Source organism: Enterococcus sp. AZ078, from assembly GCF_051714985.1.
Classification (GTDB): domain Bacteria; phylum Bacillota; class Bacilli; order Lactobacillales; family Enterococcaceae; genus Enterococcus_B; species Enterococcus_B hirae.
The window spans coordinates 145,160-171,371 of sequence record NZ_JBIOSW010000001.1 but is presented as its reverse complement, the minus strand read 5'-3'; the positions used below and the strand labels follow the sequence as shown (position 1 = coordinate 171,371).

Genomic DNA, 26,212 nt, shown 5'->3' with positions numbered 1-26,212 from the left:
TATTCAGCAAGCTTTTATTTCGATAGATAACTAATATCTTTCTGTGCATAATTTTTCATAGACAAGCGTTGAGATTGTTCTTTTATTAGCTTAGATTGAGCATCCTCCCCTTTATTTAGGAGGCTTATTTCAGTCTGATTTTTATTTGAACATGCATTGAATGTTGCTATTCGTAAGTTAGCTTGCTTTAAATTTACGCTAATTTCATCATCCAAAAAGCGAATCACATCTTCAAACTGACAGATCCATCCTATCATGCGCTTCAACTCCTATATTTTATTTATGTCACGAATGCTTCTGTAAGAAGTAGTATCAAAAAACAAATTCAGCTGCAAAACTTCCTATTGTCCCATTTTACTTAGAAAATGAAACTAGTTTCTTCCTTCTTTTTCCCAAAAATAAAATAACTGGTACGATTCGTAAATGGATAAATCATACCAGTTATTTATTATTTAATGTTCTTATATATTCAGCCCAGGCAACTCTTTTCCTCGCTAAGCCGTTCTTTGTTTCATTAGTTTCAAGTACGTAAACTCTTGTACTACAATATTATTCTCTTAGTGTAACGATCTTACCTTAACCATTTCAGATATCATGACCGACTTTGATCCGGTTGGCCTACTTGTTGCATTATCTTGGACTTCTTTGGATCTGGTTCTGCTTTTTGTGGTGAAGAGTTTGCCCTTTTAGATAAAGGATTTTGTCTTGTGTTTTTTACCTTTTGTATTTCTTTCATGCTTCTTAATGTCTGTTTTGATTGTTCTTTTGTTAATTTGTTGAATTCTTCGCTAACTTCCTTAATTAATTGATCCATAAGCTTATCCTTCGAATTTTCTAAGTTCTCAATCATTGATTTCTTTGACTTACTATCTATTTCTGTTGTGTCATGTATTTCCAGAATACGCTTGTTCAATAGGAAAGTTTCTTCTAACTTTTGATTGATGAAAGTCGGAATTGGATTGACTATTCCACTTGTTTTGTTTAACTCGTTGAATTTGTTACTAATTTCCTCAATATTCTGATTCTTCTGGTTTTTAAAGTATGTAACGCGGTAAAATCTTGATTTATTTAATAGTTGTTCTCCTTTTTGTCCTATTGCTTGAATTCCCCATTGTGAAGTGAAAATTTCTTCTATTTTTTGCTGGATAAAAGGCATATTTGTATTTACTGTTCCACTTGTTTTCAGTAGATTATTTGGTGAATTTACTTCTTTTTGGTCTTTCACTTCTGCGTTTTCTTGGATGTTTGCTGTGACTTTAGCCTTTTCACCATTTCCTTGTACTGTTTTGCTAGTGAATTTATCCATTTGGTTTAACTCCTTTACTTTAGTATGTATTAAAAACATCTATTGCTAAACTTGGTTCCCACTATTTTTTTATTATGTAGAAGAATAGTGCTTGAATTATTCATATTCCGTATTATTGTAATTTATAAATAAAATAGTCGAACGCTTATTTTTTCAAAAAAATAAAATAACTGGTACGATTCATAAATGGACAAATCATACCAGTTATTCACTATTTAATGTTCTTATATATTCATCCCAGACTACTCTGCTCTTCATTAGCCTTCATAGAGAATTCCTGCTTTTATCAACTGTTGCTTAATCGTTCTCAACACATTAGTATCTGGATAACGGATGGTATGTAGATGAATCCCATCGGTCAGCTCAGATAACAACGTAGCATTACTTTTTTTATAGCGTTTCATAAACAATTCAATTTCTTGAGTTGTTTGGATATGAAGCATGCCTGTCAACTCACCATATAAGGGATGTTCTACAATGACATCTAAAACTTCGCCACCAGCTTCAACGATCAAGCGCAACTCTTCTTCTGTTTGCTCACGACCATGTTGGACAGCAATCTTGCTCACTAAGCCGTTCTGTGTTTCATTGGTTTCAAGAACGTAACCTCTTGCCGTTGCAATAATAGTCGCACCTGATGCCCTCAACAACGCAATATCTCCGACAATGATTTGACGGCTCACTTGAAAACGTGAAGCGAATTTGCTGGCACTGACCGGTTTTTCTTCATTTGCCAGGGTATGCAGAATCTCTTTGCGCCGTGCTTCTCCATCAATCATCCACTTTCTCCCCATTCAATTCATTTTGATAATCACGAGAATGTTTCATAAGATCGATATATGTCGCTGTGATCGTTTCTTTATATTTCGTATTTTCTAACCGACTAGCGATTTTTTCTAATACTTCTTGCTCCCTTTTTTCGTCATAGACTGCTTTTTTCGATGCTTGTTTGGTTTCGCCAATTTTCGTTACCGTGTCCATACGTTTTTCTAGTAATTTGACGATTTGTTGATCAATCTGATCGATTGTTTGACGTAAGTCTTCAAGTTTTTCTGGTTGTTGATCTTCTAATATTTTTTTGATTACTCGAGCAGGATTACCTGCAATCACTACATTATCAGGAAAAGATTTAGTTACAACAGAACCCGCTCCAACTACGACATTGTTTCCTAACGTAACACCTGGCGTAACAATCACACCACCACCAAGCCAGACATTATGACCAATTTTGATTGGTTTCGCATATTCTAAGCCACTATTTCTTTTCACTGGATGAAGTGGATGAGTGGCTGTATAAAGTTGAACATTTGGAGCAAACATGCAATTGTCGCCGATTTCGATCGTACTTACATCTAAAAATGTACAGTTGTAGTTCGCATAGAAGTTTTCACCTACACGAATATTGTAACCATAATCAAAATTGATCGTTGGCTCCATGTAGATTTTTTCTCCCGTTTTTCCAAAGGTTTCTTTTAGTAATTGAGAACGTAGCTCTGCTGTTTCTGCTTGGTTGATGATCGTACTTTGGCTTCTTGCGTATTGACGATCCGCTACTAATTCCGGATCATTAGCAAAATATAATTCGCCAGCAATCATTTTTTCTTTTTCTGTTCTAATGGTCATAATTTGCTCCTTTTGATAATTTTTCAAATACTATAGCACCGTCCGTTTGCAGAAAATCATATTCTTGGTCTAACTGGATTGGCTCTTGGTTGATTACTAAGATTTGAGACTTCGTATTACGAAATTGGATTAAGTCACAAAACGGGTGTACTTGAAAACTCGTTCCGACGATGACGATCAACTCTGCTTGTTGAACAGCCGATGTTGCTCGCTCTATGACTTCATCATTAAATCCCTCCCCATACAACACGATATCTGGTCGAATTTGTCCCCCACATGTTGCATGTTGATCTGTTTGTAAATAGGTTTCCCAAGAAACGGTGTTCCCACATTTCCTACAATAGCAATGATAAAGATTTCCGTGAAAATTCACAAGTTTTGGACTTCCCGCTTTTTCATGTAATCCATCGATATTTTGGGAAACTACCCAAACTTGCTTTTTTGAGGCTAACTTTGCCATTTCTAAGTGAATAATATTTGGTCTTGCTGTTGGATGATAGATTTTTTTCACAAATGAATAAAATTTTTGTGGCTCATTGTTCATTGCTTCATGACTTAGAAGGTATTCGGGTTGTTCCAATCCATGATAGATTCCTTTTAACGATCGATAGTCGGGAATACCAGAAGGCGTTGATACCCCAGCGCCAGTTAGGAAAGTGATTTTTGAACTAGTGGCTATTGTTGCTACCGCTTCTTCAACGGTTACTTTTTTCATTTCCTTTCACCTCTCTCTTATTATACATCTATCTTTCGTTTATTGATTGATCGTACTTTTTATTCAAACGATTTCATTTTTTGAGAAACATCTCACAATATAGACTGACAAACCAATGAAAACGTGCTACAATACTGCTAGATTCTTCGATATGATCATCACTATTGCTATCTAATAGTACGATAAACCAAGCATATAGAACAAAAGTGAGGTGAGTTGGTATGGTACCATCCATTATTTACTGGGGCGTGATTTTAGCTTGTATCGCCTGGTTAGCATTAAGTATTTATTTTTCAATTTTTTACCTTGCTCGTAAAGAAAATGGAAATCTTTGGGCATTTGCATTTTTCAATGTACTTGCTGCGATCGTTTTAGCGATTACCTTAGTTATTTTCCGAACATGGGGTTGGGGAATCACTCAATATTCAAGTCTGATTTATCTAATATTGGCTATTTATGGCGTAACGATTATTCTTCAAGCAATCTTAGGTCGTGAAAAAAAAGTAGTTAGTAAAACAGCATAATATACAGAAAGTCAGGATCGAAAATGATTGATTGGGTCAGCTATTGCTAAGCAGCTCATCTTTTCGACTGCTTTATTTTATATAATAAGTAGGAATTAGGACACTTAAATAGATTCGTGTCCTAATTTTTATTTATTTAATGAATAATTATTCTTTTACAACTCTCGCTCTTTTTGAATATCATTTTTCTTATTTTTTGTATAATTATAGAAATTTTCTATAGCTATCAATACTTCACAAGAAAACTTCTGTTATAGATTGACAAAGTGCTTTGTCTATCGTAAACTATTTTTTGTATAAATAACTGAATACGAGATACCTCAATCAATGAGGTAGAGGTCGCGAGAATCATTAACCCTGTGGAGTGAAGCAAACACCGTGAAGCAGGACTAGGGAAGATCGCCGAAATGTACTCTTCTTTGCTTGAAGTTTACGTTGGGACACAAGTTAAGAGCTTGTGGACTGTCTTAGCAGTGATGCTAAGTTGCGCTATGTTTTGTGAGAGGTTTATCACTTTTGTGAAATGTTAGCGACCCTTTTATATTCTTGAAGCGGTCGTTTTTTATTTCTCCTGATAAGCTACTGCAACGCATTTGTTTAACCGCTCGTAAAAAAATTATGCGTAAACAGTTAATTTGATAAGTACGTCTATCTGACAGTAAAATTAAGTTAGCTGAAGCGGAACTTCGCCCGTTTCATTCCTGATGAAATCGTCGAGCCGTATGTGTAAAAAGAAAAGGAGAAAGATTATGAAAAAAAGTTCAGTTACACTTACCCTATTGATGGCATTTATTTTTTCATTCTTCACTGTAGGAAGTTTCGTGAATGCCGATGAGAAAACACCAACAGATGAGTTCCGTGTAGGTATGGAAGCGGGGTATGCCCCTTTCAACTGGTCACAGCAAACAGATGCCAACAACGCTGTACCGATCCAAGGTCAAAAAAGCTATGCTGGTGGTTATGACGTCCAAATTGCCAAAAAAGTTGCGGATGGATTAGGGAAAAAATTAGTCATCATGCAAACCAAATGGGATGGATTAGCCCCTGCGTTACAATCTGGCAAAATCGATGCGATCATTGCTGGGATGAGCCCCACAGCAGAACGTAAAAAAGAAATTGATTTTACCGATCCTTATTATGAATCACAACTTGTTGTAGTCGTCAAAAAAGATAGTAAATATGCCAATGCAAAAAGTTTGGCGGATCTATCAAATGCTAAGATTACTGCTCAATTGAATACTTTCCATTATAATGTCATCGATCAAATTCCTGATGTGCAAAAGCAACAAGCAATGGATAACTTCTCTGCGATGCGTACCGCTCTTGCTTCAGGTATGATTGATGGTTATGTCAGCGAACGACCTGAAGGGGTAACAGCAACTAGCGTCAATAAAGATTTAAAAATGTTAGAATTTACTGGTCAGAATGGTTTTCAAACAAATCCTGAAGATGTCCAAATCGCTATTGGAATGCGTAAAGGTGACCCAGATATCCAAAAAGTTAACCAAATTCTTAGCGGTATCTCTCAAAAAGAACGTACAGAAATTATGGATCAAGCAATCAAAGATCAACCCGCTTCAACAAATACAGAGGGAGAAAAAGCTGGTTTGTTCACTGATTTCAAAACGATTTGGGATCAATATGGGAATATGTTCCTTCGTGGTGCAGGACTTACGTTATTTATTGCATTGATTGGGACAGTTATTGGAACTACCTTAGGCTTGTTGATCGGTGTTTTCCGTTCTATTCCTGAGTCTGACAATGCCGTGACACGTTTCTTCCAAAAGTTAGCAAATCTACTACTATCGATTTATATTGAAATATTCCGTGGAACACCAATGATGGTTCAAGCTATGGTCGTCTTTTACGGATTAGCATTAGCCTTTGGAATCTCCCTTGATCGTACGATTGCTGCCTTATTCATTGTATCGATCAATACTGGTGCTTATATGACTGAAATCGTCCGTGGTGGTATTTTCGCTGTCGATGAAGGACAATTTGAAGCAGCGCAAGCAATTGGTATGACACATGGACAAACAATGCGAAAAGTAGTTGTTCCTCAGGTCTTACGTAACATCTTACCTGCGACCGGGAATGAATTTGTTATCAATATCAAAGATACAGCAGTCTTAAGTGTTATTGGTGTAGCTGATCTATTCTTCCAAGGAAACTCTGCTGCAGGAGCAAACTTCCAATTCTTCCAAACATTTACAATCGTAGGTATCATTTACTTGGTTATGACCTTTACGATTACCAGAATCTTGCGTGTAGTGGAGAAAAAAATCGATGGTCCTTCAGCCTATACAAAAATTGAAGAAGTTGACAACGCCAACTTGCAGGAATAAGGAGGAAGAATCATGAGTGAAGAAATCATTAAAATCAATCATTTAAGAAAAAGCTTTGGTGAAAATGAAGTATTAAAAGACATCAGCATGGATATCCATAAAGGTGAAGTTGTAACCATCATTGGTTCTTCTGGCTCTGGTAAATCAACTTTCTTACGCTGCATCAACCTTTTAGAAAAACCTACTGGTGGCGAAATTATGTATAATGGCGAAAATATTCTTGCGCCAAAATATAACTTGCCTAAATATCGAACAAATGTCGGAATGGTATTCCAATCGTTCAATCTTTTCAATAACATGAATGTCTTAGAAAACTGTATGTCTGGTCAGACGACTGTCTTAAAAAGAAACAAAGACGAAGCTCGTAAAGTCGCTCTTGAAAATCTAGAAAAAGTTGGAATGGAACGTTATATTGAAGCCAAACCTTCTCAATTATCAGGTGGTCAAAAACAACGTGTGGCAATCGCTAGAGCCCTCTCAATGGACCCAGATGTAATGTTATTTGATGAACCAACATCAGCACTTGATCCTGAGATGGTCGGAGAAGTATTGAATACCATTCAAGACCTAGCTCACACTGGTTTAACGATGATTATCGTGACACATGAAATGGAATTTGCAAAAGATGTTTCTGATCGTGTCATCTTCATGGATAAAGGTGTTGTTGCTGAAGAAGGAACCTCTGATGATATTTTTGTTCATCCAAAAGAAGAACGCACCAAAGAGTTTTTATCACGTATCTTAAAAAAATAGAAGAAAGCCTTTATCCGAAACGACAGGTTCGTTTTGATAAAGGCTTTTCCTTTTTTGGGAAATGATTCACTATTTTCTCATGTTTATCTGCAATCTATTTGAACACCATTCATTAATTCATCAGTCGATCAGTCCTCTCTTCTTAGATTGATTGGTCTGATTGCATTTGTTTGAAAATGAATTTTTGAATATTTTCTGAATTAAGTTGTAATTTTTAGAAAATTCTATTAATATAGAAATTATCAAATTTTTTAGTTAGGATGATTAAACAATGGTTGAAGAGCAACAAGAACTACAGCGTGGACTTAAGAATAGACACGTTCAATTGATTTCGATTGGTGGTGCGATCGGAACAGGTCTTTTCTTAGGAGCAGGAAAAACGATTCAATTAGCTGGTCCCTCTATTTTACTGGCTTATCTTATTACCGGGTGCGTTTGTTTCTTTATTATGCGTGCCTTAGGTGAACTTTTATTATCTAATACAAATAATCATTCATTTCTTGATTTTGTTGCAGAATATCTTGGAAAAAAAGTTGCTTTCGTAACAGGTTGGACTTATTGGTTTTGTTGGGTTGCGATCGCTATGGCGGATTTGACAGCGATCGGGATGTATGTCCGTTACTGGGTTCCAGGAGTCCCACAATGGCTTCCTGAATTGATCGCTCTGATTTTACTGCTTGGTTTAAACATGGTGGCTGTTTCATTATTTGGTGAATTAGAATTTTGGTTTGCTTTGATCAAAGTCGTTTCCATTATTGCATTTATTATCGTTGGTATTTACATGATTCTTACCCATTACAAAACAAGTGCTGGACCTGCTAGTATCACCAATCTCTGGTCACATGGCGGCTTTTTCCCAACTGGTACGAAAGGATTCATTCTTTCCTTTCAGATGGTCACATTTGCCTTTACAGGAATCGAATTAGTCGGTTTGGTTGCTGGTGAGACCAAAAACCCTGAGAAAGTCTTACCCGAAGCTATCAATAATATTCCTATTCGAATCATTCTTTTTTACCTTGGTTCTTTGTTCGTTATCATGTCTATCTATCCTTGGAATAGCTTAGATGCGAACAACAGCCCATTTGTCGAAGTGTTTTCAGAAATCGGGATCACCATAGCCGCATCTTTGATTAATTTAGTCGTATTGAGTGCTGCGGCTTCTGCTTGTAACAGCGCGATCTACAGTACAGGACGTATGTTACGCTCTCTTTCACAAGAAGGTAGCGCGCCTAAAAAATTCCGTCAGTTGACTTCTCACCGTGTACCAGGAAATGCGTTAGTTTTTTCAACTATTGTGATTTTTATTTCCGTTATCCTAAATTATGTGATGCCTAGTGAAGTATTTACACTCGTCAGCAGTATTGCGACTACTTGCTTTTTATTTATCTGGGGAATACTCGTTTACACTCACTTAAAATATCGTAAAAGTATGTTAGGTAAAAAAGAGCATACGTTCAAAATGCCTTTTTATCCTTATAGTAATTTTCTTGTTTTTGCCTACATGATTTTCATTTGTCTAGTTTTATTTCTTGGCAAAGACACACGTATTGCCTTACTCTTAACTCCTGTTTGGTTTATTGGGTTATTGATCATTTATCGAATGAAATACGAGAAACAATCACTTTGAAATACAGACAACAATCCATACTAAAAAAAATAGATTGATAAAAGTATGTTAGGACTCTCTTTTTTATAAGCCGCAAAAAATCTTTAGAATATGAGATTGAGACAAAAGTGTTTCGCATCAAGAATAAGAAGGAATTTCCGAAGATGCCACTTTTGTCTCACCATTTATTCGGTTTTAGAGCTTCTAGAAGCGACTGAGGCAAGTTTTGGCTCAGCCTCCAGATTTTTTGGTCAATTACTTATAGAACATCTCCCCTTCAATTACTCTCTCACAGAACCACTCAGGATATAATGATTATTTCAACTCAAGATCAATACTTTATACTCATTATTTGATTAGAAAAACATTGCTAAACTACGTTATTTTTGTTACTTTAAAAAAAGTATAAATAAGTAAAGGAGAAATCTATGACAAAAAAATTGACGTTCAAAGAAAGTATGTTTATCGGTTCAATGTTATTCGGTTTATTTTTTGGTGCTGGTAATTTGATTTTTCCCGTTCACATGGGACAAGAATCTGGCTCTGCCGTTTTCTGGGCCAATCTTGGCTTCTTAGTAACTGGGATCGGACTACCTTTTTTAGGTGTAATTGCCATCGGTGTTTCAAAAACATCAGGGGTTTATGAATTAGCAGAACGGATCGGCAAAAAATATGCTTTGGTTTTTACTGTTTTGCTTTACCTCGTCATCGGACCGTTTTTCGCCTTACCAAGATTAGCAACTACCTCTTTTGAAATTGGTTTAGCTCCATTTATCCAAGCCAAGCAACAACATGTATTTTTAGTTATTTTTAGTATTTTATTTTTCTTCACTGCTTGGTGGTTATCCAGACGGCCTACTAAAATCCTTGATTATGTAGGAAAATTCCTTAATCCTGCCTTTTTGATTTTACTAGGAATCTTGTTGGTACTTGCTTTTATTCATCCATTGGGTGCAATCGATCAAGCTACTGTCCAACCTAGTTATCAAGAACATGCTTTCTTTACTGGTTTTACTCAAGGATATAATACGTTAGATGCACTTGCTGCCTTAGCATTTGGTATCCTTATTGTTACTACGATTCGCAATATGGGTGTAACAAAGCCTTCTGAGATTGCTAAGGATACGATCAAATCTGGTGCAATCAGTATCGTTTTGATGGGAATCATCTACACATTACTTGCTTATGTGGGAACAATGAGTCTCGGTGGATTTGCTTTAAGTTCAAATGGCGGGATCGCCTTAGCGCAAATCGCAGATCATTATTTAGGAACTTATGGCAGCATCTTGCTGGCTCTTATTGTGATCCTTGCTTGCTTAAAAACAGGGATTGGACTAATCACTGCTTTTGCAGAAACCTTTACTGATCTTTTTCCTAAAAGAAATTACATTGTATTTGTGACACTAGCTAGTGCACTTGCTTGTTTGGTCGCTACTGTGGGATTGACAAATATCATCCAAATTTCACTACCTGTCTTGATGTTTATTTATCCTTTAGCAATGACCTTGATCTTACTCGTTCTTGTGGGTCCATTGTTTAAACAACGTCCTGCTGTTTACCGCATGACCACTTATTTTACACTAATTGCTTCAATTTTAGACGGTTTAAATGCTTGCCCAGACGGAATCAAGCAAACCAGCTTTGTCAAAACGTTGTTAGACTTCGCAACGAATTATCTGCCATTCTTTAAATTAGGAATGGGTTGGATCGTCCCAGCATTGATTGGTTTAGTAATTGGCTTGATTTGGAGTATGGTTAAAAAAGAAACACCTGTTGTAGAGTAACGGCATCTAGAACGATCATTCTTCTAAAAGAAGGAACGGTGTGCTATCATCACTTCTGTGAAATGAACAGAGCATATTTGAAGTAACTTTCCATTATTAGATTGCATCTAACAGTGGAAAAGTGCTTCAAATATGCTCTATTTATATATACAAGAAGGAACCTGTGTATTTTACTTCTATTTTCGGCTCTGAATTTTTTACTAAGTCATTAGAATCAACAGATAACTGACAAAATTACTTTTTGAATGAATCCATTGGATGTATTTAACTATTTAGTCAAATGGCTAGCAGAAATATATTTTCCTAAAAAAATTACCAACTTCCAAAAACTTTCGTCACAAAAAATTCACAACTCCTGAGTAATATATAAGCATACCAACAAACAACCCTAACAACACTTTTTCATTTTTAACTCCTTATCCTGCTAGCTCCCCGGCTAGCAGGACTTTTTTATTGAACTAGAACTGGCTGAGACAAACCTGAAAAATAGTTTTGTCTCAACCATTTTGTGTTTTAGTTTATCTATCACCAACTAGCCAGCTTTTGTCATTCCTAATAGTCTTACCAATTTTTCAAAGTATCATTCTTGGTTTTCGTTTTATCGTATCAAAAAAAATGCCAATTCATCCAAGTAGGATTATGAAAACCTGTAAAGTAATAGAGGCAGAAATAAATTACCCAAACACTGCCAACTAAGACATCGATTCGTTTTCCAACTTTAGATTTTACTGATTCTCCCAAGCCAACAAACACCATCATCAGACCAATCAAAAATAAATTTAATGCGTTTGTATAATAGTTATCCAAATCTGGAAATAGGACGAACACTATATTTAAAGAAACAACGATTGCAGCTGCAGAAAGGAATAAAGAATCAAATATATTCCATCCGGCTATCTTCCAATTTTTGGTCATATAATTAATCAAACGATTCTTTGGCACCCATAACACCTCTCTATTGATTGATAAAATCCATCTATCCTCATGACTTAATTATGTACTGCTCTAGTATTGATTTTAAGTTTTCTCTTCGCCAACATCATATGAAAAAAAGCAAAAAGCGACGGAAAATGAAGAATCTATTCCATCGCTTTTTTTGCTTCTATTTAGATAACCGCTCTTGATCTCCTGCTGGAGAAAGACTGGTGATTTTTTCGATTTGATCAATTGGAACCATTCGTATTTGTTGTTCCTTGTTTTGTAGGCGAATCATGACTACTTCTTTTTCAACATTTTTTGTAGCTACCCAGCCTGAAATCGTTTCGTACTTATTACTTTTTCGATTGGCTCTTACTTGTAAAATCACTAAACTATGTTGAGTAGCTGCTTTTTGCAGCTCTAAAACAAACTTTCCTTGCAAACGTACATTCTCTGCTATTTTTTCAGTGTCATTTACAAAAGAATCAAAAAGCTGATACGACGTATGCGTGACTAACTTGGTCAATTTCTTCATTGGTGATACTGTTTCTTCGTTCATTGAATGCACTCCTCCTTTAGCTAAGAAAGTGTTACTTAATTAACTATATTCTACCTAAGATTTAACGAAATAACAAGAATATTATCTATACTGAGCAACAAAAAGAAAGCGTTACCTATATAGATATATCGTTATTTTATTTATCTTTTTTCCATTCTTGCATCCAATACTTGAGCCCTTCAGTCAATAATTGGTAAGTTTCATCAAAGTTATCGGTATAGTATGGATCAGGAACATTTTGTGTTTCTTTTCCAGGAACCCGACTTAAAAATAAATGGATCTTATGTTGTGCGTCGGTCGGTGCCATCCGTTGTAAATCCTCTACGTTAGATTGATCCATGCCAATGATCCAATCAAATCGTTGAAAATCTTCTTCTGTGATTTGGCGTGCAATCATTTGACTCGTATCCACGTTCTCATTTTCTAAAATTTTCTTTGTTCCTTTATGAGGTGAACGCCCCACTTCATAAGTGCTTGTCGCTGCAGAATCAATCAAAAATCGATCAGATTGTCCGTCTTCAGCTACCATTTTCTTCAACAAACCTTCTGCCATTGGTGAACGGCAAATATTTCCTAGACATACAAATAAAACTTTCGTCATGTTTGCTCTCCTTCTAATCATTTGTTTCCAGCTCTTCTTTTGCATACAACCGATAGGAATATAATTCTGTATCTTTGGCTAAGCGGAACAATTGGACGGCGATTTCTAGAGGCGTCTCTTCGTAATCATGTGTAATCCAATTGATTAGAACCCCACTACATCCATAAGAAAAAAAACGAGCATAAAACAATTTGTCCGCTTTTGATAACTGCTTTTCTTCATCCATTTGATCAAAAATCTTAATAAATGATTGCTGGATAACAGCAGTAAACTCTTTTTGCAGTATTTCTTGGTCAGAGGTAACAGTGTTCGCATAAAATTCTTTTTGTGCAGCAATTGCCTTCAACATTTTTAATGCTTGCTCTTCCCAGTTGTCTAAAGAAAGAGAATGAGGATCTAAATAGCATAAACAATCTTCGTAATACACCCATCGCAACAAATCGTATTTATCTGTAAAATGGTAGTAAAATGTTTGGCGATTGATGCCTGCCTCATGGGCGATTTTCTGTACACTGATCTTTTGAAAAGACTGCTTTTGACATAAATCAATCAATACGTTTTTAATCAATTGCTTAGTATGCGGTGTATCGCCCATCTCATCATCTCCTATCTTCTTTACAAAGACTTCTAGTTCTACGATTTTCTTGAAAAAGTATTTATATGGACAGTCGATTCAAGTATCCTTTTTTATACTTGATAATCATATCCAAAATGTTCATAGGCATATGGTGTGGCGATCCTTCCACGAGGTGTCCGTTTCAAGAAACCTTTTTGGATCAAAAAAGGTTCATACATATCTTCAACAGTTTCTCTTTCTTCACCAATATTGACAGATAACGTACTCAATCCAACCGGTCCGCCACCATATAATTCAATCATCGTACGTAATAGTTTCTGATCGACATAATCCAAACCTGCCTGATCGACTTGTAACAACGTTAATGCTTGATCGGCAATGGTTTGATTGATCTTGCCATCTCCCTGTACTTGTGCAAAATCACGTACCCTTTTTAACAAGCGGTTAGCAATCCGTGGTGTTCCTCTTGAACGTCTAGCAATTTCCAGTGCACCTTCTTCAATGATCTCTGTTTGAAAAATATCAGCAGAACGAATCACGATTTCTCTTAAATCAGCTTCTTCATAATATTCCATATGAGAAATGATCCCAAATCGATCACGAAGTGGCGCTGAAAGCATACCTGCACGAGTTGTTGCGCCAATTAATGTAAAAGGTGGTAAAGGAAAATGAACAGGATGAGCAGTTGGTCCTTGTCCAACCATTATATCAACGTAAAAATCTTCCATGGCAGAATAAAGCATCTCTTCTGCTACACGAGGTAATCGATGAATTTCGTCAATAAATAAAACATCACCAGCTTCCAACTCATTTAAAATAGCAACCAGATCTCCTGGTCGCTCGATTGCGGGACCACTAGTTGTTCGTATATTGACTGCCATTTCATTCGCAATCACCATTGCCATTGTCGTTTTCCCTAATCCCGGCGGACCATATAACAAAACGTGATCCAACGGCTCTTCCCTGTGACGGGCAGCTTCAATATATATTTTGAGTTCCTGTTTCACTTTCTTTTGACCAATATATTGGGAAAGTAACCGTGGGCGGAGGGTCTTCTCTAAACTTAATTCATTCTCGCCCGTTTCAGGGGATAATAACTGTTCATCGGTCATCATTTTCCCTCCTTATTTTTTCATCATTAATTTTAAAGCTTGGCGTAAGTATTCATCTGTTGTGAGATTTTCTACTTCTTTTAGTTGTTTCTCGACCCGCTTGACCTCTTTATCACTATATCCAAGTGCTGATAAAGCTTCCATTGCTTCTGATAATGCCGTCGCATCTTGTGCTGTACTTTCATCAAATAAATTGAAGGGCGTATCGATACTTAATTCGCCAAATTTTCCTTTTAAATCTAAAATCATTTGTTGAGCTGTTTTTTTACCCACACCAGGGAATTTGGTCAGATAAGTCACATCCCCTGTTTCAACCGCTTGAATCAATCCTGAATGATCATCACTAGCCATAATCGCTAAGGCACTTTTTGGTCCAATTCCTGAAACACTAACTAACCTTAAAAATAATTGTTTTTCTTCTAAAGAATCAAATCCGTACAGAAGATGTGCATCTTCTCGAATGACCTGATGGACGTAAAGTTTGATTTCTTTGTTTAGCTTACTACTATAACGATAGGGATTGCCTAATGCAATTTGATAACCGATCCCATTTGTTTCGATTACTAAATAATAAGGATTGATAAAGGTTACTACACCTGTAAGATATTCATACATCTGTTATCCTCTTTCTTTCACACACATATGTTCGCATATTTTCTTCCATTGTAGCATACTTTTTCTTTTGAAAAAAGAGAACAGAAGATCGAGCTACGCTTCTCCTTTTTAACGTAAGTTTATCAAGGTTTTTAGGATAAACATTTTTTGCAAGAGATTTTAATTTGAACGATCAGAGTTTCAGCACTTTCCTCAAAACAAAGGATCAATATTCAGGAAACAACGCTTCAATAAAGATAAATAAGAAAAAACCTTGAAACAATCAAAAATTGTCTCAAGATTTTTTACCCAAAAATAAAGCTCTTCCTTATTCAACTTGTGATAGATATTCTCCATATCCTTGTTCTTCCATTTCTTCATATGGAATAAACTTTAAAGCCGCAGAATTGATGCAATAACGTAGTCCGCCTTTTTCAGCAGGACCATCATTGAATACATGCCCTAAATGAGAATCTGCTTGACTGCTTCGCACTTCCACTCGGTGCATACCATGAGAAAAGTCGGCCTTTTCTTTAATATCTTTTCTAGTGATTGGTTTACTGAACGCCGGCCAGCCACATCCCGCATCGTATTTTTCGGCTGAGCTAAACAATGGCTCCCCACTGACAATATCGACATAGATCCCTTTTTCATAGAAATCATCATATTTCCCACTAAATGGTCTTTCTGTTGCGTTTTCTTGCGTCACAGCATATGAAATTGGAGATAATTCCTCTTTTAAATCACGCTCATTTTTCTTGAAATCGCCCACTAAAAACGCCTCCTTTTTCTTTTAATCATAACGACAAAAGTATCAGAAGCAAACATTCTGCTCATAGTAATAATTGCTTAGACTTTACGACGTCTAGCAAACTCGACGAAACGAAATTTATCTAAACGGTGAATTGATTCTGTATACTCGAAACACCTTGTATCTTCGAGGTGAACCAGTCCTCTTACTACCACGACATAGCGATCTCCATGTAGATCCATCATCTCTTCGATTTCAGGAGTTACTTCTTCAACGGTAATTTCTTTCTGGGCGTAAGCAATCGTTAGTTGCAATTCATTTTCAAAGTATTCGTAGATCGAGCCAGCAGCTTGTGTTGCTGTTAAAGTTGGTACCACATTTTTTAATAAATAATCACGATCTAATATAACTACTTCTCCATTGATTTTCCTTTGACGAACCAAATGCCAAACCGGCGTTTTTTTCTTCCAGCCTGTTATTTCACTCAATGATTGGTCCACTTCTGTTTCTTCGATTAATTGAACGATGGTTTCACTTGGGATTCGTTGTGTTTCCTGTAATTCTTTGTAGCTTGTTAATCCTGCAATTGGAAAATCAAATCGATTGCGGTCTAAAACAATCGAACCCTTTCCTTGTTTCTTTTGGATATAACCTTCAGTCGTTAACAGGTTAAGCGCTTTTCGAATTGTTTCTCGTGAAACACCATAAATTTGAATCAGCTGATTTTCACTAGGGAGCAAAGTATGCGGAGGGTATTGTTGATCCAAAATTTTTTGCTCTAAATCTAAAAAAATTTCATTAAATTTATTCATTACATTTCCTCCACTTAATATTCAATTTCTTTTATTCGCATATAAACTATACTACAGCTTTTTTGTTATTTCAATCGCCCCCTCTTTTCACATATCCCTACACTAAGCCAAGTGTAACGATTACATTTTTTCATTTTTCGCTTGTAAAACGCTTGCAATAGTAGGAAGAAACAAGTATAGTATGGATAAGATAACTTGTGTATACAAGTTTAAAAAGAAAGGGGTTTATTCCTATGGCAAAGTACCAAGCAGATGCTGAGAAACTGTTAAAGGAAATTGGTGGAAAGGAAAATATTGCTGCAGTTAGTCATTGTGCCACTCGGATGCGCTTTGTCTTAAATGATCCAAAAAAAGCCAATGAAGAAGCAATCGAAGATATTCCTAGTATGAAAGGGATGTTTACCAATGCTGGGCAATTCCAAGTCATTATTGGTAACGACGTTTCAACCTTTTACAACGACTTCGTTGCTGTATCAGGTGTTGAAGGCGTATCCAAGGAGCAAAGTAAAGTTGCTGCTAAACAAAATCTCCACCCTGTCCAACGAGCAATCGCTGTTTTGGCAGAAATTTTTACACCATTGATTCCAGCCATTATCGTAGGGGGACTGATTTTAGGTTTCCGGAACGTATTAGAAGGAATCCAATTTGAAAGTCTTGGTGGAACAATTGTTGAACACTCTCAATTTTGGAACGGCGTAAACGGCTTTTTATGGCTACCTGGCGAAGCAATTTTCCATTTCTTACCAGTTGGTATCACTTGGAGTATCGCGAAAAAAATGGGCACTACACAAATATTAGGAATTGTTTTAGGGATTACGTTAGTTTCACCGCAATTATTAAATGCCTATAGTGTCGCATCAACAGCTGCGGCTGATATTCCATTTTGGGATTTTGGTTTTGCTCAAGTTGATATGATTGGTTATCAGGCACAAGTCATTCCAGCGATGCTTGCTGGATTTATGTTAGCTTATCTTGAAATTTTCTTCCGTAAATATATTCCACAGTCGATTTCTATGATATTTGTTCCATTGTTCTCTCTACTACCAACAGTCTTAGCTGCCCATGTCATCTTAGGGCCTGTGGGTTGGACAATCGGTAGTTGGATCTCAAATATTGTTAATACTGGCTTGACTTCTTCAATCAGTTGGTTATTTAGTGCCGTCTTTGGTTTCTTATATGCACCTTTAGTAATCACCGGCTTACACCATATGACGAATGCAATTGATATGCAATTGATTGCCGATTTCGGCTCTACGAATCTTTGGCCAATGATTGCTTTATCAAATATCGCACAAGGTTCGGCAGTTCTTGCGATCATTTTCTTACATCGCGGAAATAAAAAAGAAGAACAAATCTCGATTCCAGCAATGATTTCTTGTTATCTAGGGGTAACTGAACCTGCAATGTTTGGGATCAATCTAAAATATGTTTACCCATTTGTTGCCGCAATGGTTGGTTCAGGTTTAGCTGGAATGTTTGCCAACTTGATGAATGTACGTGCTAATGCAATTGGTGTTGGTGGACTACCTGGTATTCTAGCCATCCAAGCAGAAACTTGGGTTCCGTTCATCATTTCTATGATCATTGCAGTTATTGTTCCATTTGGTTTAACCGTAATCTTCAGACGTCAAGGGATCTTAAATAAAATCGATCCTGCTGTACCCGTAGAAGACACAACTGGCTTACAACTACAAACAGCTGATGGAAACAACGTTTCACCACAAAAATTTGAAGCTGCCAATGCAACAGCAGTTTCTGCTCCGACAGAAGAGTTATTCGCTGTAGCAGATGGACAAATCAAGGAAATCACCGAAGTAGCAGATCCTGTTTTTGCTCAAAAAATGATGGGTGAAGGTTATGCTGTACTACCTTCCAACGAAAAAGTTTATGCTCCAGTCGCTGGTAAAGTAACAAATATTTTTGATACACAACATGCGATTGGTCTTTTAACTAATGAAGGTCTGGAAGTTCTCGTTCATATGGGTCTAGATACTGTCGAATTGAATGGGCTGCCTTTTACGATCCATGTAAAAGAAGGCGATTCAGTCTCGCCAAAAACACAACTAGCCGACATGGACCTCACAGCAATTGAGCAGGCTGGGAAGAAAACGGACATCTTAGTTGTATTAACAAATAATGAAAAAGTTGCTGCCTTAACATTAGATCAAACAGGTCTCGTTCGTCATAGCGAACAAATTGGAAAAGCGCAACTAAAATAAAAAATACTACTATATGAAAAATAACCTGAAAAAATTCTTTTAGTGAATTTTTTCAGGTTATTTTTTACTCTTTAAGCGTTGGTACTTTCACCATCGCTTTAGTCAGTTTGATCGTCACTATGCTTAAAAACGACAAAAAGAAATAGCCGTCACTTTAACCGAAGTCTGGCTATTTCTCTTTGAAATATCTGATTAAACGGTCACCGTCTTTCGCGGTGCTGTCCAGGGGAGTTGTTGGTCGCAACTCCTCTTTCGTTTTTATTATACCAGTTACTTTAGGTATTTACAACGTTCTTAAAGATAGAATCCCTCTTAAAAACCCTAAATAAAAATAACGTTTTTATGTTTTAAAAAGTACGTTTCTCGTGGCGCTAATATGCTACAATAAACTCGACAGTAAAGTGAATCGACGGTGGCAACTTCTCACAAAGGTGGTGGTGCTTATGGGAATAAGTACTAAAATCTATGAAAGGAGTTCGCTTTTTGTCCGCATATGAGATCGTTCAAACCATGCTTGGCTTTGGTACGTTCACCATCGCTTTAGTCAGTTTGATCGTTACTATGCTTAAAAACGACAAAAAATAGCCGTCACTTTAGCAGGAGACTGGCTATTTTTTGTAAAATAAAAATTCGCCACCGTCTTTTGCGGTGCTGTCCAGGGGAGTTGTTGGACGCAACTCCTCTTTCATTTTCATTATACCAATTACTTCAGGTATTTACAACTTTCGCAAAGATAGAATTCCTCTTAAAAAACCCTAAATAAAAATAACGTTTTTATGTTTTAAAAAGTACGTTTTTCGTGGCGACAATGTGCTACAATAAACTCGACAGTAAAGTGGATCGACGGTGGCAACTTCTCACAAAGGTGGTGGTGCTTATGGGAATAAGTACTAAATCTATGAAAGGAGTTTGCTTTTTGTCCGCATACGAGATCGTTCAAACCATGCTTGGCTTTGGTACGTTCACCATCGCTTTAGTCAGTTTGATCGTTACTATGCTTAAAAACGACAAAAAGAAATAGCCGTCACTTTAGCGAGTATAGCTATTTCTTTTTGAACTATTAAACTAATTCGCCACCGTCTTTCGCGGTGCTGTCTAGAGGAGTTGTTGGACGCAACTCCTCTTTCGCTTTCATTATACCAATTCCTTCAGGTATTTACAACTTTCGTAAAGATAGAATTCCTCTAAAAAAACCTAAATAAAAATAACGTTTTTATGTTTTATAAAACACGTTTCTCGTGGCGATAATATGCTACAATAAACTCGACAGTAAAGTGGATCGACGGTGGCAACTTCTCACAAAGGTGGTGGTGCTTATGGGAATAAGTACTAAAATCTATGAAAGGAGTTCGCTTTTTGTCCGCATATGAGATCGTTCAAACCATACTTGGCTTTGGTACGTTCACCATCGCTTTAGTCAGTTTGATCGTCACTATGCTTAAAAACGACAAAGAATAGCCGTCACTTTAGCGGGAGACTGGCTATTCTTATTCTTTGTCGAATATTTAAATTCAACCGCCACCGTCTTTCGCGGTGCTGTCTAGAGGAGTTGTTGGTCGCAACTCCTCTTTCGTTTTGATTATACCAATCACTCATACACTTTGCAATTCTAAATATGACTGAAAGTAGCGGACACAAACTTGAACGATCCCATTTCAATTTCTGATTTTCGTCAACTGCAGCTACATAAAATTTTTCAAACCTTGATAAACTGCACCGATTGGAAATCCAACGATACTGTAATAGTCGCCTTGAATTTCTTTAACAAATGCACCTGCAAAACTTTGAATACCATACGCACCAGCTTTATCCATATAATCACCGGTTACTAAATAGGCTTCGATATCCTTATTTTTCAAAGGATAAAAGGTCACCTTAGCTTGTGCTAAGATTTTTTCTTCTTGATCACCTTTCGTCAGCACCACGGCTGTATATACTTCATGCGTTTTCCCACTAAGTTTTTGAAGGATAGCTTTTGCCTCTTGTTCATCCGCTGGTTTACCGATGATCTCATCATTGAAAACAACTGTCGTGTCACTTGCAATCACCAATACATCATTATCGTATTGATGTTTGACTACTTTTGCCTTTTCAGTTGCCATTCGCTCAACATAATTTTTAGGTTTTTCTTGAACAAAAGGTGTTTCATCGATATCAGCCGGATGAACATCAAATGCACTAACCAGTCGCCCTAATAATTCTTTTCTTCTAGGGGACTGCGAAGCTAACACAATTTTCATCTGTTTCTTCTCCTTTTCATGAGGCTCATTAATGTGGATCTTGGATGCGTTTAAACATTCTTTCCATATCTGAATTAGTAAAATGGATCAACACAGGGCGTCCATGAGGACAATTAAAAGGATTTTCACATTGGGCTAAGTCCTTCAATAAAACCCTCGCCTGAGCTTCATTCAAATAATGATTTGCCTTGATTGAACGTTTACAGCTCATCATGATTGCTGTGGCTTCTCTAAATTTCTTCACGCTGACACTACCCGTTGTTAATAACATATCGATCATTTCTCGAATAATCGCTTCTTCCTCTCCAGCTGGATACCAAGTAGGATGTGCTCTGACGATAAAACTATTTTGACCGAATTCTTCTAGATAAATACCTGCTTCTTCAAGCAATTGTTTTTTCTCTTTCAGTTTCAAAGCATCACTATTGGGATAATCTAATACAAACGGCACAAGTAGTTCTTGTAGATCGTTAGAAACTTCGCCAATTTTTTCTCGAAAATATTCATACTTGATTCGTTCTTGCGCTGCATGTTGATCAATAATGTATAAGCCATCCTGACTTTGAGCAAACAAGTACGTTCCATGCATTTGTCCAAAATATTCTAATTGTGGAAAGCGTTGTGTTACCTGCTCATTTTCTAATTTCTGAATCGCTTGATCTAATGAGCGCCCATTTTGACTTAAATCAAACTCTGGATGTAGCGCTAAATCCTCACGATAAACTGTTTCTGAAGAAGTTTCTTCTTCAGCTGTTGTTTCATGCTCGTTGGAAAAGTTTTCAACAGTGGATAACTCATTTTCACTCTTATCCACTGGTTTTTCTACATAGTTATCAACAATATCACCAGAGTTATCCACTGTTTTTCTTTTGCTTTCTGGATAACTAGTAGTTTCTTCAGAAAATACAGGAGAGTTTTCAACATTATCCACAGACTTATCAACAGATTCATGCACAAACTCGCTTTGTTCTTCCGCTACAAAAAATGTTCCGGTTGTTTGATCAAAATTCAAGCTTTGCGGTTTCTTAGGTTTCGCTTCTTCAAAAGCGTAAGATAAATCAATTTCGATTTGTTCCGCTTTTGGTTGATCAGCAACCTTTTTCTTGAATCGCAAGTTGTCAGCTGCACTGGGAATTAAGTTCTCCTGTACCAATGCTTTTTGAATCGCTTGAGTAATTAGCTCAGTTAATTCCTGTTCCTTCGATAAACGAACTTCTTGCTTTGTTGGATGGACGTTCACATCCACTAACAATGGATCCATTTTGATTTCCAGTACAGCGATTGGGAATCGCCCTACCATTAGTTTTGAACCATAGCCGGCTACAATTGCTTTATTCAAGGAAAAATTTTTAATAAAACGTCCATTAATGATGGTTGAAAGATAATTACGACTAGCACGAGTCACTTCAGGTAAAGAAATATAACCAAAGATTTCAAAATCTAAATCTTTCGCTTCAATCTTCAACATTTTCTTTGCTGTATTCAACCCATAGATTCCGGCAATCGTTTGTTTCAATTCGCCATTTCCTGAAGTTGCTAACATCTTATTCCCATCATGGACTAATCGAAAAGCAATTGCCGGGTGACTTAAGGCTAAGCGATTCACAATATCACCGATATTCGCTAATTCAGTATGCAACGTTTTAACATATTTTAAGCGTGCTGGTGTATTAAAGAAAAGATTGCTGACTGTGATTTTCGTTCCTTGCCTTAAAGGAGCTGGGCGGTGTTCCATTACCGCACCCCCCTTAAGCTCTAAATAGGTTCCTTGCGTTTCTTCTTGATTGGCTGTTTCTACCGTCATCTCTGAAACAGAAGCAATACTAGGCAATGCTTCTCCTCGAAACCCAAGCGTACGAATTCGGAAAAGGTCGTCACGATTGTGGATTTTACTTGTTGCATGACGTTTAAAGGCGTTCTCAACATCTTCTGTCAAAATACCTTCTCCATTATCAATCACTTGGATCGTTTTTAATCCTGCTTCTTCAACTAAAATATCGATTTGACTACTTCCTGCATCTATGGCATTTTCCACAAGTTCTTTGACTACCGAGGCTGGACGTTCGACAACTTCACCGGCTGCGATTTGATTGGCTAAGCGTTCTGATAATTCTTGGATTTTCGCCATCATTCTACGCCTTCTTCCTATATAGTATTTATAGTTAGCTTACTCTTCTTATTTATCGTTGATTTACAGCTGTTTTTTCAATTCATATAGTTGATTCAATGCATCCATTGGTGTCATTTCTAACAGATTCATTTGTTTCAATTTAGAAATAACTGCTGTTTCGGCATCGCTTAATTCACTGAACAAGGACAGTTGTTGCGTTTCTTCTTGTTCTATCGATACAGTATCAGTTACTGGTTGTGCTATTGCTTCAAGCGGCTCACTTGTAACAGCCACGGAATGATGGCTCACTTCTCCTGATTCTAAAGTATGCAAAATATCTGCAGCTCTTGCTAATAAATTAGAAGGTAGCCCTGCAATTTTCGCTACATGGATCCCATAGCTTTTATCAGCTGGGCCATCCATCATCTTATGCAAAAATACTACTTCGCCGTCTTTTTCAACAGCTCCTACATGTACATTTTTTAATTGAGGTAATTCTTCCTCTAGAACTGTTAACTCATGGTAATGTGTAGAAAAGAGCGTTTTTGCTTGTACATGTTGATGGATATATTCAATGATCGCTTGAGCTAATGCCATTCCATCATAAGTCGCAGTTCCTCTACCTAATTCATCAAAAAGAATTAAGCTGTTTGGTGTCGCATGCCGCAACGCTTGATTGGCTTCCATCATTTCCACCATGAACGTACTTTGTCCAGCAATCAAGTCATCACTTGCACCAATCCGGGTAAAAATCCGATCAAAAATTGGTAAGATCGCTTTTTGCGCAGGGACGAAGCACCCCATTTGAGCCATTAAAACAGTTAATGCTAACTGACGCATATACGTACTTTTCCCTGACATGTTTGGTCCAGTTATCAATAAGATCATTTCATCTTCAGCCATATCCACACTATTGGGAATATATTCTTGATGTCCTAATACTTTTTCAACGACTGGGTGCCGACCTTCTTGAATCAGTAATTGGTGTCGATCCGAGACCATCTCAGGACGAACATATTGGTATCGCTCACTGATCGTAGCAAAACTTTGCAGAACATCGGCTGTACTGATTGATTTTGCTAAAATTTGTAATGGTTTGATCGCTTTTTTGACTTCTTCTCTCACTGCTAAAAACAGCTGATATTCCAAATCAACAGACTTTTCTTCTGCTTCTAAAATTTGCGTCTCTAACTCTTTTAATTCTGGTGTGATAAAACGCTCTGCATTGGCCAATGTTTGTTTACGTTCGTATTTTTCCAGTTCAACATTTGCCAGATTCGCTTTGGTGATTTCGATATAATAACCAAATACACGATTAAAGCCAACTTTTAAATTTTTAATCCCAGTCTGCTGACGTTCTCTTGCTTCTAACTCTGCTAGCCACTGCTTCCCATTAGTCATCGCAGAACGGTACGTATCTAACTGATCATTAAAACCATCTTTAATGATATTCCCCTCAGTAATTTGTAGGGGCGGGTCTTCTTGAATTGCTTGATCAATCAAATGAACCAGATCAGCCATCGGTTGCATTTCCTTCAATAAGTCAGTCCACTGACCTTGATCGATCCCTTCGATCAGTTGACGAATCAGCGGTACTTGTTCTAAAGAAGTCTTTAATTGAATCAAGTCACGCCCATTGACATTTCCAAAAGCCACTCTTCCTGCTAGGCGTTCTAAATCATAAACCTTCGTCAATGCACTTTGTAGATCAAGTCGTTCAAAATAGCTATTCAAAAGAGAAGCTACCATTTCTTGTCGTGCCTTGATTTGATTGAGTTGAATCAGCGGACGGTCAAGCCATTGTTTCAGTAAACGCCCGCCCATAGCTGTTTTCGTTTCATCTAGCAACCATAAAAGCGTGCCGTGTTTTTTTCCTGTACGTATGGACTGGCTTAGTTCGAGGTTAAACTTAGAATAGTAATCCATTTTCAAATAGTGATCCGGTTGATACTCGATCGCTTTTTGGATATGCGCAAGACTTCTTTTTTGTGTCACTGCTAAATAAGTAAGTAATTTTCCGGTCACTTCTTTTTCAAGTGGATCGGATAGCTCACTGGTTAAGAAATTAAACTCTGCATTTTCTTCACTTGTTTCTTGTTTTGAGAAAACTAATCCTAATCGATTCTTTAATTGCTCAGCAAGTTTTTCACTAATTTCATTTCCTAAAACAAGTTCTTTTGTTTGCAAAGCCGTCGTTTCGTTCAGTACAGCTTCTTCATCAAACAAATGAGCAGTTTTTAACTCCCCTGTGCTTAAATCAGCATAGGCAAATCCAAATTCGTTGCCTTGGCTAACAATTGCTGTCAAAAAATTATTGTCTTTAGCAGATAGTCCCTTACTATCCATGACTGTTCCAGGTGTCACTAATTGAATCACTTCACGTTTAACCATCCCTTTGGTGGTCTTAGGATCTTCTACTTGTTCACAAATAGCCACTTTATAGCCTTTTTCAATTAAAATATCAATATAGCCTTGTGCTGCATGATGGGGTACCCCACACATTGGGATTGGTTCGTCTGCATTACGATTCCTGCTGGTTAATGTTAACTCTAAAATTTGAGACGCATTGATGGCATCTTCATAAAATAATTCATAAAAATCACCTAAACGATAGAACAAAAAAGCATCTTGGTATTGGGCCTTGATGCTTAAATATTGTTCCATCATTGGAGTATTCTTAGTTTTTTGAGGCATTGTCTTCCTCCTCTATCCAATTATTGATTTCATCTTGCAGCATTTTCGTCAAATGATGCAATAAATCATTTGCTTCAAGCAATTGTTTCCGATAAGCTACTACGATCGGATGTTGATCAAATTGTTTCGTCAATTGTTCAACCCGACCATTCGCTTCTTTTTCTGCTATTCTTTTCCCATAATAAGCATAGTTTGCTGCTTCTTTTTGTGCAGATTTGATATCTTCCGTTAACTTTTCTAAATAGGAACTAGTTTGTACTTTTCGCTCTAGTTCGTGGTAGCGGATGATCGTTTCATGTTCACTTAAAAGTTGAGCTAATTTATCCGCTTCTCGTTGAATATTCGGCTCTTTATGCAAAAGATGTCTCA

26 protein-coding genes, 1 pseudogene and 1 riboswitch are annotated in these 26,212 nt (G+C 36.9%); of the genes and pseudogenes, 10 read left to right on the top strand and 17 right to left on the bottom strand.

Features of this window, described 5'->3' with window-relative positions; translation table 11 throughout:
- Positions 1-14: 14 nt before the first annotated feature.
- The 5 genes from IGJ18_RS00855 to IGJ18_RS00835 all read right to left on the bottom strand — a co-directional run bounded on the left by IGJ18_RS00855 (position 15) and on the right by IGJ18_RS00835 (position 3,644).
- On the bottom strand, positions 15-257 hold the full coding sequence (locus IGJ18_RS00855; protein WP_242694072.1) for a hypothetical protein: 243 nt from the start codon (positions 255-257) through the stop codon (positions 15-17).
- A gap of 335 nt (positions 258-592) precedes the next feature.
- Complete coding sequence (locus IGJ18_RS00850; protein WP_438842733.1) at positions 593-1,306, bottom strand: hypothetical protein; 714 nt, start codon at positions 1,304-1,306, stop codon at positions 593-595.
- Positions 1,307-1,563: 257 nt separating this feature from the next.
- The gene (locus tag IGJ18_RS00845; RefSeq protein WP_034698694.1) at positions 1,564-2,085 is read right to left on the bottom strand and encodes a transcription repressor NadR; all 522 of its coding nucleotides are present in this window, start codon (positions 2,083-2,085) and stop codon (positions 1,564-1,566) included.
- Positions 2,078-2,929: a chorismate mutase gene (locus IGJ18_RS00840; protein WP_081204151.1), complete on the bottom strand. Its 852-nt coding sequence runs from the start codon at positions 2,927-2,929 to the stop codon at positions 2,078-2,080. The genes IGJ18_RS00845 and IGJ18_RS00840 overlap by 8 nt, the downstream gene beginning before the upstream one ends.
- Positions 2,919-3,644, bottom strand: a complete 726-nt coding sequence (locus IGJ18_RS00835) for an NAD-dependent protein deacylase (RefSeq protein ID WP_010736844.1) — start codon at positions 3,642-3,644, stop codon at positions 2,919-2,921. Before IGJ18_RS00835 ends, IGJ18_RS00840 begins: the two co-directional genes overlap by 11 nt.
- Positions 3,645-3,865: 221 nt before the next feature.
- On the opposite strand from IGJ18_RS00835, the gene IGJ18_RS00830 reads away from it, so the two are divergent.
- The 5 genes from IGJ18_RS00830 to brnQ all read left to right on the top strand — a co-directional run bounded on the left by IGJ18_RS00830 (position 3,866) and on the right by brnQ (position 10,656).
- Positions 3,866-4,168, top strand: a complete 303-nt coding sequence (locus tag IGJ18_RS00830) for a hypothetical protein (RefSeq protein ID WP_010736843.1) — start codon at positions 3,866-3,868, stop codon at positions 4,166-4,168.
- Between the two features lie 325 nt (positions 4,169-4,493).
- Positions 4,494-4,668: riboswitch (Lysine riboswitch) on the top strand.
- Positions 4,669-4,917: 249 nt separating this feature from the next.
- Positions 4,918-6,513, top strand: coding sequence for an ABC transporter permease subunit (locus tag IGJ18_RS00825; RefSeq protein ID WP_010720364.1), 1,596 nt, complete (start codon positions 4,918-4,920; stop codon positions 6,511-6,513).
- A 12-nt stretch (positions 6,514-6,525) separates the two neighbouring features.
- Positions 6,526-7,266, top strand: coding sequence for an amino acid ABC transporter ATP-binding protein (locus IGJ18_RS00820; protein ID WP_010720365.1), 741 nt, complete (start codon positions 6,526-6,528; stop codon positions 7,264-7,266).
- 271 nt (positions 7,267-7,537) lie between these two features.
- Positions 7,538-8,893 (top strand): amino acid permease, encoded by a 1,356-nt coding sequence (locus IGJ18_RS00815; protein ID WP_034698690.1) that lies wholly within the window; start codon positions 7,538-7,540, stop codon positions 8,891-8,893.
- 407 nt (positions 8,894-9,300) lie between these two features.
- The gene (gene brnQ, locus IGJ18_RS00810) at positions 9,301-10,656 is read left to right on the top strand and encodes a branched-chain amino acid transport system II carrier protein (RefSeq protein ID WP_010736841.1); all 1,356 of its coding nucleotides are present in this window, start codon (positions 9,301-9,303) and stop codon (positions 10,654-10,656) included.
- Positions 10,657-11,262: 606 nt separating this feature from the next.
- On the opposite strand, the gene IGJ18_RS00805 is transcribed toward brnQ, so the two are convergent.
- From IGJ18_RS00805 to treR, 8 genes are all read right to left on the bottom strand, one after another.
- Complete coding sequence (locus IGJ18_RS00805; RefSeq protein WP_178306259.1) at positions 11,263-11,598, bottom strand: hypothetical protein; 336 nt, start codon at positions 11,596-11,598, stop codon at positions 11,263-11,265.
- 160 nt (positions 11,599-11,758) lie between these two features.
- Positions 11,759-12,133: a hypothetical protein gene (locus tag IGJ18_RS00800; protein ID WP_010720369.1), complete on the bottom strand. Its 375-nt coding sequence runs from the start codon at positions 12,131-12,133 to the stop codon at positions 11,759-11,761.
- Positions 12,134-12,269: 136 nt separating this feature from the next.
- Positions 12,270-12,734 carry a low molecular weight protein-tyrosine-phosphatase gene (locus IGJ18_RS00795; protein WP_010720370.1) on the bottom strand — a complete coding sequence of 155 codons (465 nt, stop codon included), beginning with the start codon at positions 12,732-12,734 and terminating at the stop codon, positions 12,270-12,272.
- Between the two features lie 13 nt (positions 12,735-12,747).
- Entirely contained in the window at positions 12,748-13,329 is a 582-nt protein-coding gene (locus IGJ18_RS00790; RefSeq protein ID WP_010720371.1) for a TetR/AcrR family transcriptional regulator, read from the bottom strand.
- Positions 13,330-13,421: 92 nt separating this feature from the next.
- Positions 13,422-14,423 (bottom strand): Holliday junction branch migration DNA helicase RuvB, encoded by a 1,002-nt coding sequence (gene ruvB, locus IGJ18_RS00785; RefSeq protein ID WP_010720372.1) that lies wholly within the window; start codon positions 14,421-14,423, stop codon positions 13,422-13,424.
- Between the two features lie 12 nt (positions 14,424-14,435).
- A complete protein-coding gene (gene ruvA, locus IGJ18_RS00780; protein WP_010720373.1) occupies positions 14,436-15,038 on the bottom strand; it encodes a Holliday junction branch migration protein RuvA in 603 nt (200 codons plus the stop codon).
- A gap of 307 nt (positions 15,039-15,345) precedes the next feature.
- The gene (gene msrB / locus IGJ18_RS00775; protein WP_034698687.1) at positions 15,346-15,789 is read right to left on the bottom strand and encodes a peptide-methionine (R)-S-oxide reductase MsrB; all 444 of its coding nucleotides are present in this window, start codon (positions 15,787-15,789) and stop codon (positions 15,346-15,348) included.
- A 77-nt stretch (positions 15,790-15,866) separates the two neighbouring features.
- Positions 15,867-16,580, bottom strand: coding sequence for a trehalose operon repressor (gene treR / locus IGJ18_RS00770; RefSeq protein WP_063626425.1), 714 nt, complete (start codon positions 16,578-16,580; stop codon positions 15,867-15,869).
- Positions 16,581-16,813: 233 nt separating this feature from the next.
- Between treR and treP the strand changes: the two genes are divergently transcribed.
- From treP to IGJ18_RS00745, 5 genes and pseudogenes are all read left to right on the top strand, one after another.
- Entirely contained in the window at positions 16,814-18,799 is a 1,986-nt protein-coding gene (treP, locus tag IGJ18_RS00765; RefSeq protein ID WP_438842732.1) for a PTS system trehalose-specific EIIBC component, read from the top strand.
- A 59-nt stretch (positions 18,800-18,858) separates the two neighbouring features.
- Entirely contained in the window at positions 18,859-18,945 is an 87-nt protein-coding gene (locus tag IGJ18_RS00760; RefSeq protein WP_161638016.1) for a putative holin-like toxin, read from the top strand.
- A gap of 319 nt (positions 18,946-19,264) precedes the next feature.
- Complete coding sequence (locus IGJ18_RS00755) at positions 19,265-19,384, top strand: putative holin-like toxin (protein ID WP_080704594.1); 120 nt, start codon at positions 19,265-19,267, stop codon at positions 19,382-19,384.
- Between the two features lie 313 nt (positions 19,385-19,697).
- The gene (locus IGJ18_RS00750) at positions 19,698-19,820 is read left to right on the top strand and encodes a putative holin-like toxin (protein ID WP_161306430.1); all 123 of its coding nucleotides are present in this window, start codon (positions 19,698-19,700) and stop codon (positions 19,818-19,820) included.
- A gap of 295 nt (positions 19,821-20,115) precedes the next feature.
- Positions 20,116-20,257: pseudogene (locus IGJ18_RS00745) on the top strand (putative holin-like toxin).
- 224 nt (positions 20,258-20,481) lie between these two features.
- On the opposite strand, the gene IGJ18_RS00740 reads toward IGJ18_RS00745, so the two are convergent.
- The 4 genes from IGJ18_RS00740 to IGJ18_RS00725 all read right to left on the bottom strand — a co-directional run bounded on the left by IGJ18_RS00740 (position 20,482) and on the right by IGJ18_RS00725 (position 26,201).
- On the bottom strand, positions 20,482-21,039 hold the full coding sequence (locus IGJ18_RS00740) for a Maf family protein (RefSeq protein WP_438842731.1): 558 nt from the start codon (positions 21,037-21,039) through the stop codon (positions 20,482-20,484).
- Positions 21,040-21,067: 28 nt separating this feature from the next.
- Positions 21,068-23,167, bottom strand: a complete 2,100-nt coding sequence (mutL, locus tag IGJ18_RS00735; protein WP_088745094.1) for a DNA mismatch repair endonuclease MutL — start codon at positions 23,165-23,167, stop codon at positions 21,068-21,070.
- Between the two features lie 63 nt (positions 23,168-23,230).
- On the bottom strand, positions 23,231-25,843 hold the full coding sequence (gene mutS / locus IGJ18_RS00730) for a DNA mismatch repair protein MutS (RefSeq protein ID WP_438842730.1): 2,613 nt from the start codon (positions 25,841-25,843) through the stop codon (positions 23,231-23,233).
- Positions 25,827-26,201 (bottom strand): YlbF family regulator, encoded by a 375-nt coding sequence (locus tag IGJ18_RS00725; protein ID WP_010736830.1) that lies wholly within the window; start codon positions 26,199-26,201, stop codon positions 25,827-25,829. The genes mutS and IGJ18_RS00725 overlap by 17 nt, the downstream gene beginning before the upstream one ends.
- Positions 26,202-26,212: the final 11 nt, after the last annotated feature.

Coding starts and splice junctions, on each gene's coding strand:
- mutL (WP_088745094.1), bottom strand. CDS start 23,167: ATGGCGAAAATCCAAGAATTATCAGAACGCTTAGCCAATCAAATCGCA.
- IGJ18_RS00840 (WP_081204151.1), bottom strand. CDS start 2,929: ATGACCATTAGAACAGAAAAAGAAAAAATGATTGCTGGCGAATTATAT.
- IGJ18_RS00855 (WP_242694072.1), bottom strand. CDS start 257: ATGATAGGATGGATCTGTCAGTTTGAAGATGTGATTCGCTTTTTGGAT.
- IGJ18_RS00790 (WP_010720371.1), bottom strand. CDS start 13,329: ATGGGCGATACACCGCATACTAAGCAATTGATTAAAAACGTATTGATT.
- IGJ18_RS00800 (WP_010720369.1), bottom strand. CDS start 12,133: ATGAACGAAGAAACAGTATCACCAATGAAGAAATTGACCAAGTTAGTC.
- brnQ (WP_010736841.1), top strand. CDS start 9,301: ATGACAAAAAAATTGACGTTCAAAGAAAGTATGTTTATCGGTTCAATG.
- treP (WP_438842732.1), top strand. CDS start 16,814: ATGGCAAAGTACCAAGCAGATGCTGAGAAACTGTTAAAGGAAATTGGT.
- IGJ18_RS00845 (WP_034698694.1), bottom strand. CDS start 2,085: ATGATTGATGGAGAAGCACGGCGCAAAGAGATTCTGCATACCCTGGCA.
- IGJ18_RS00750 (WP_161306430.1), top strand. CDS start 19,698: ATGAAAGGAGTTTGCTTTTTGTCCGCATACGAGATCGTTCAAACCATG.
- IGJ18_RS00755 (WP_080704594.1), top strand. CDS start 19,265: ATGAAAGGAGTTCGCTTTTTGTCCGCATATGAGATCGTTCAAACCATG.
- ruvB (WP_010720372.1), bottom strand. CDS start 14,423: ATGACCGATGAACAGTTATTATCCCCTGAAACGGGCGAGAATGAATTA.
- IGJ18_RS00825 (WP_010720364.1), top strand. CDS start 4,918: ATGAAAAAAAGTTCAGTTACACTTACCCTATTGATGGCATTTATTTTT.
- mutS (WP_438842730.1), bottom strand. CDS start 25,843: ATGCCTCAAAAAACTAAGAATACTCCAATGATGGAACAATATTTAAGC.
- IGJ18_RS00820 (WP_010720365.1), top strand. CDS start 6,526: ATGAGTGAAGAAATCATTAAAATCAATCATTTAAGAAAAAGCTTTGGT.
- IGJ18_RS00835 (WP_010736844.1), bottom strand. CDS start 3,644: ATGAAAAAAGTAACCGTTGAAGAAGCGGTAGCAACAATAGCCACTAGT.
- IGJ18_RS00830 (WP_010736843.1), top strand. CDS start 3,866: ATGGTACCATCCATTATTTACTGGGGCGTGATTTTAGCTTGTATCGCC.
- ruvA (WP_010720373.1), bottom strand. CDS start 15,038: ATGTATGAATATCTTACAGGTGTAGTAACCTTTATCAATCCTTATTAT.
- IGJ18_RS00850 (WP_438842733.1), bottom strand. CDS start 1,306: ATGGATAAATTCACTAGCAAAACAGTACAAGGAAATGGTGAAAAGGCT.
- IGJ18_RS00795 (WP_010720370.1), bottom strand. CDS start 12,734: ATGACGAAAGTTTTATTTGTATGTCTAGGAAATATTTGCCGTTCACCA.
- IGJ18_RS00740 (WP_438842731.1), bottom strand. CDS start 21,039: ATGAAAATTGTGTTAGCTTCGCAGTCCCCTAGAAGAAAAGAATTATTA.
- IGJ18_RS00815 (WP_034698690.1), top strand. CDS start 7,538: ATGGTTGAAGAGCAACAAGAACTACAGCGTGGACTTAAGAATAGACAC.
- treR (WP_063626425.1), bottom strand. CDS start 16,580: ATGAATAAATTTAATGAAATTTTTTTAGATTTAGAGCAAAAAATTTTG.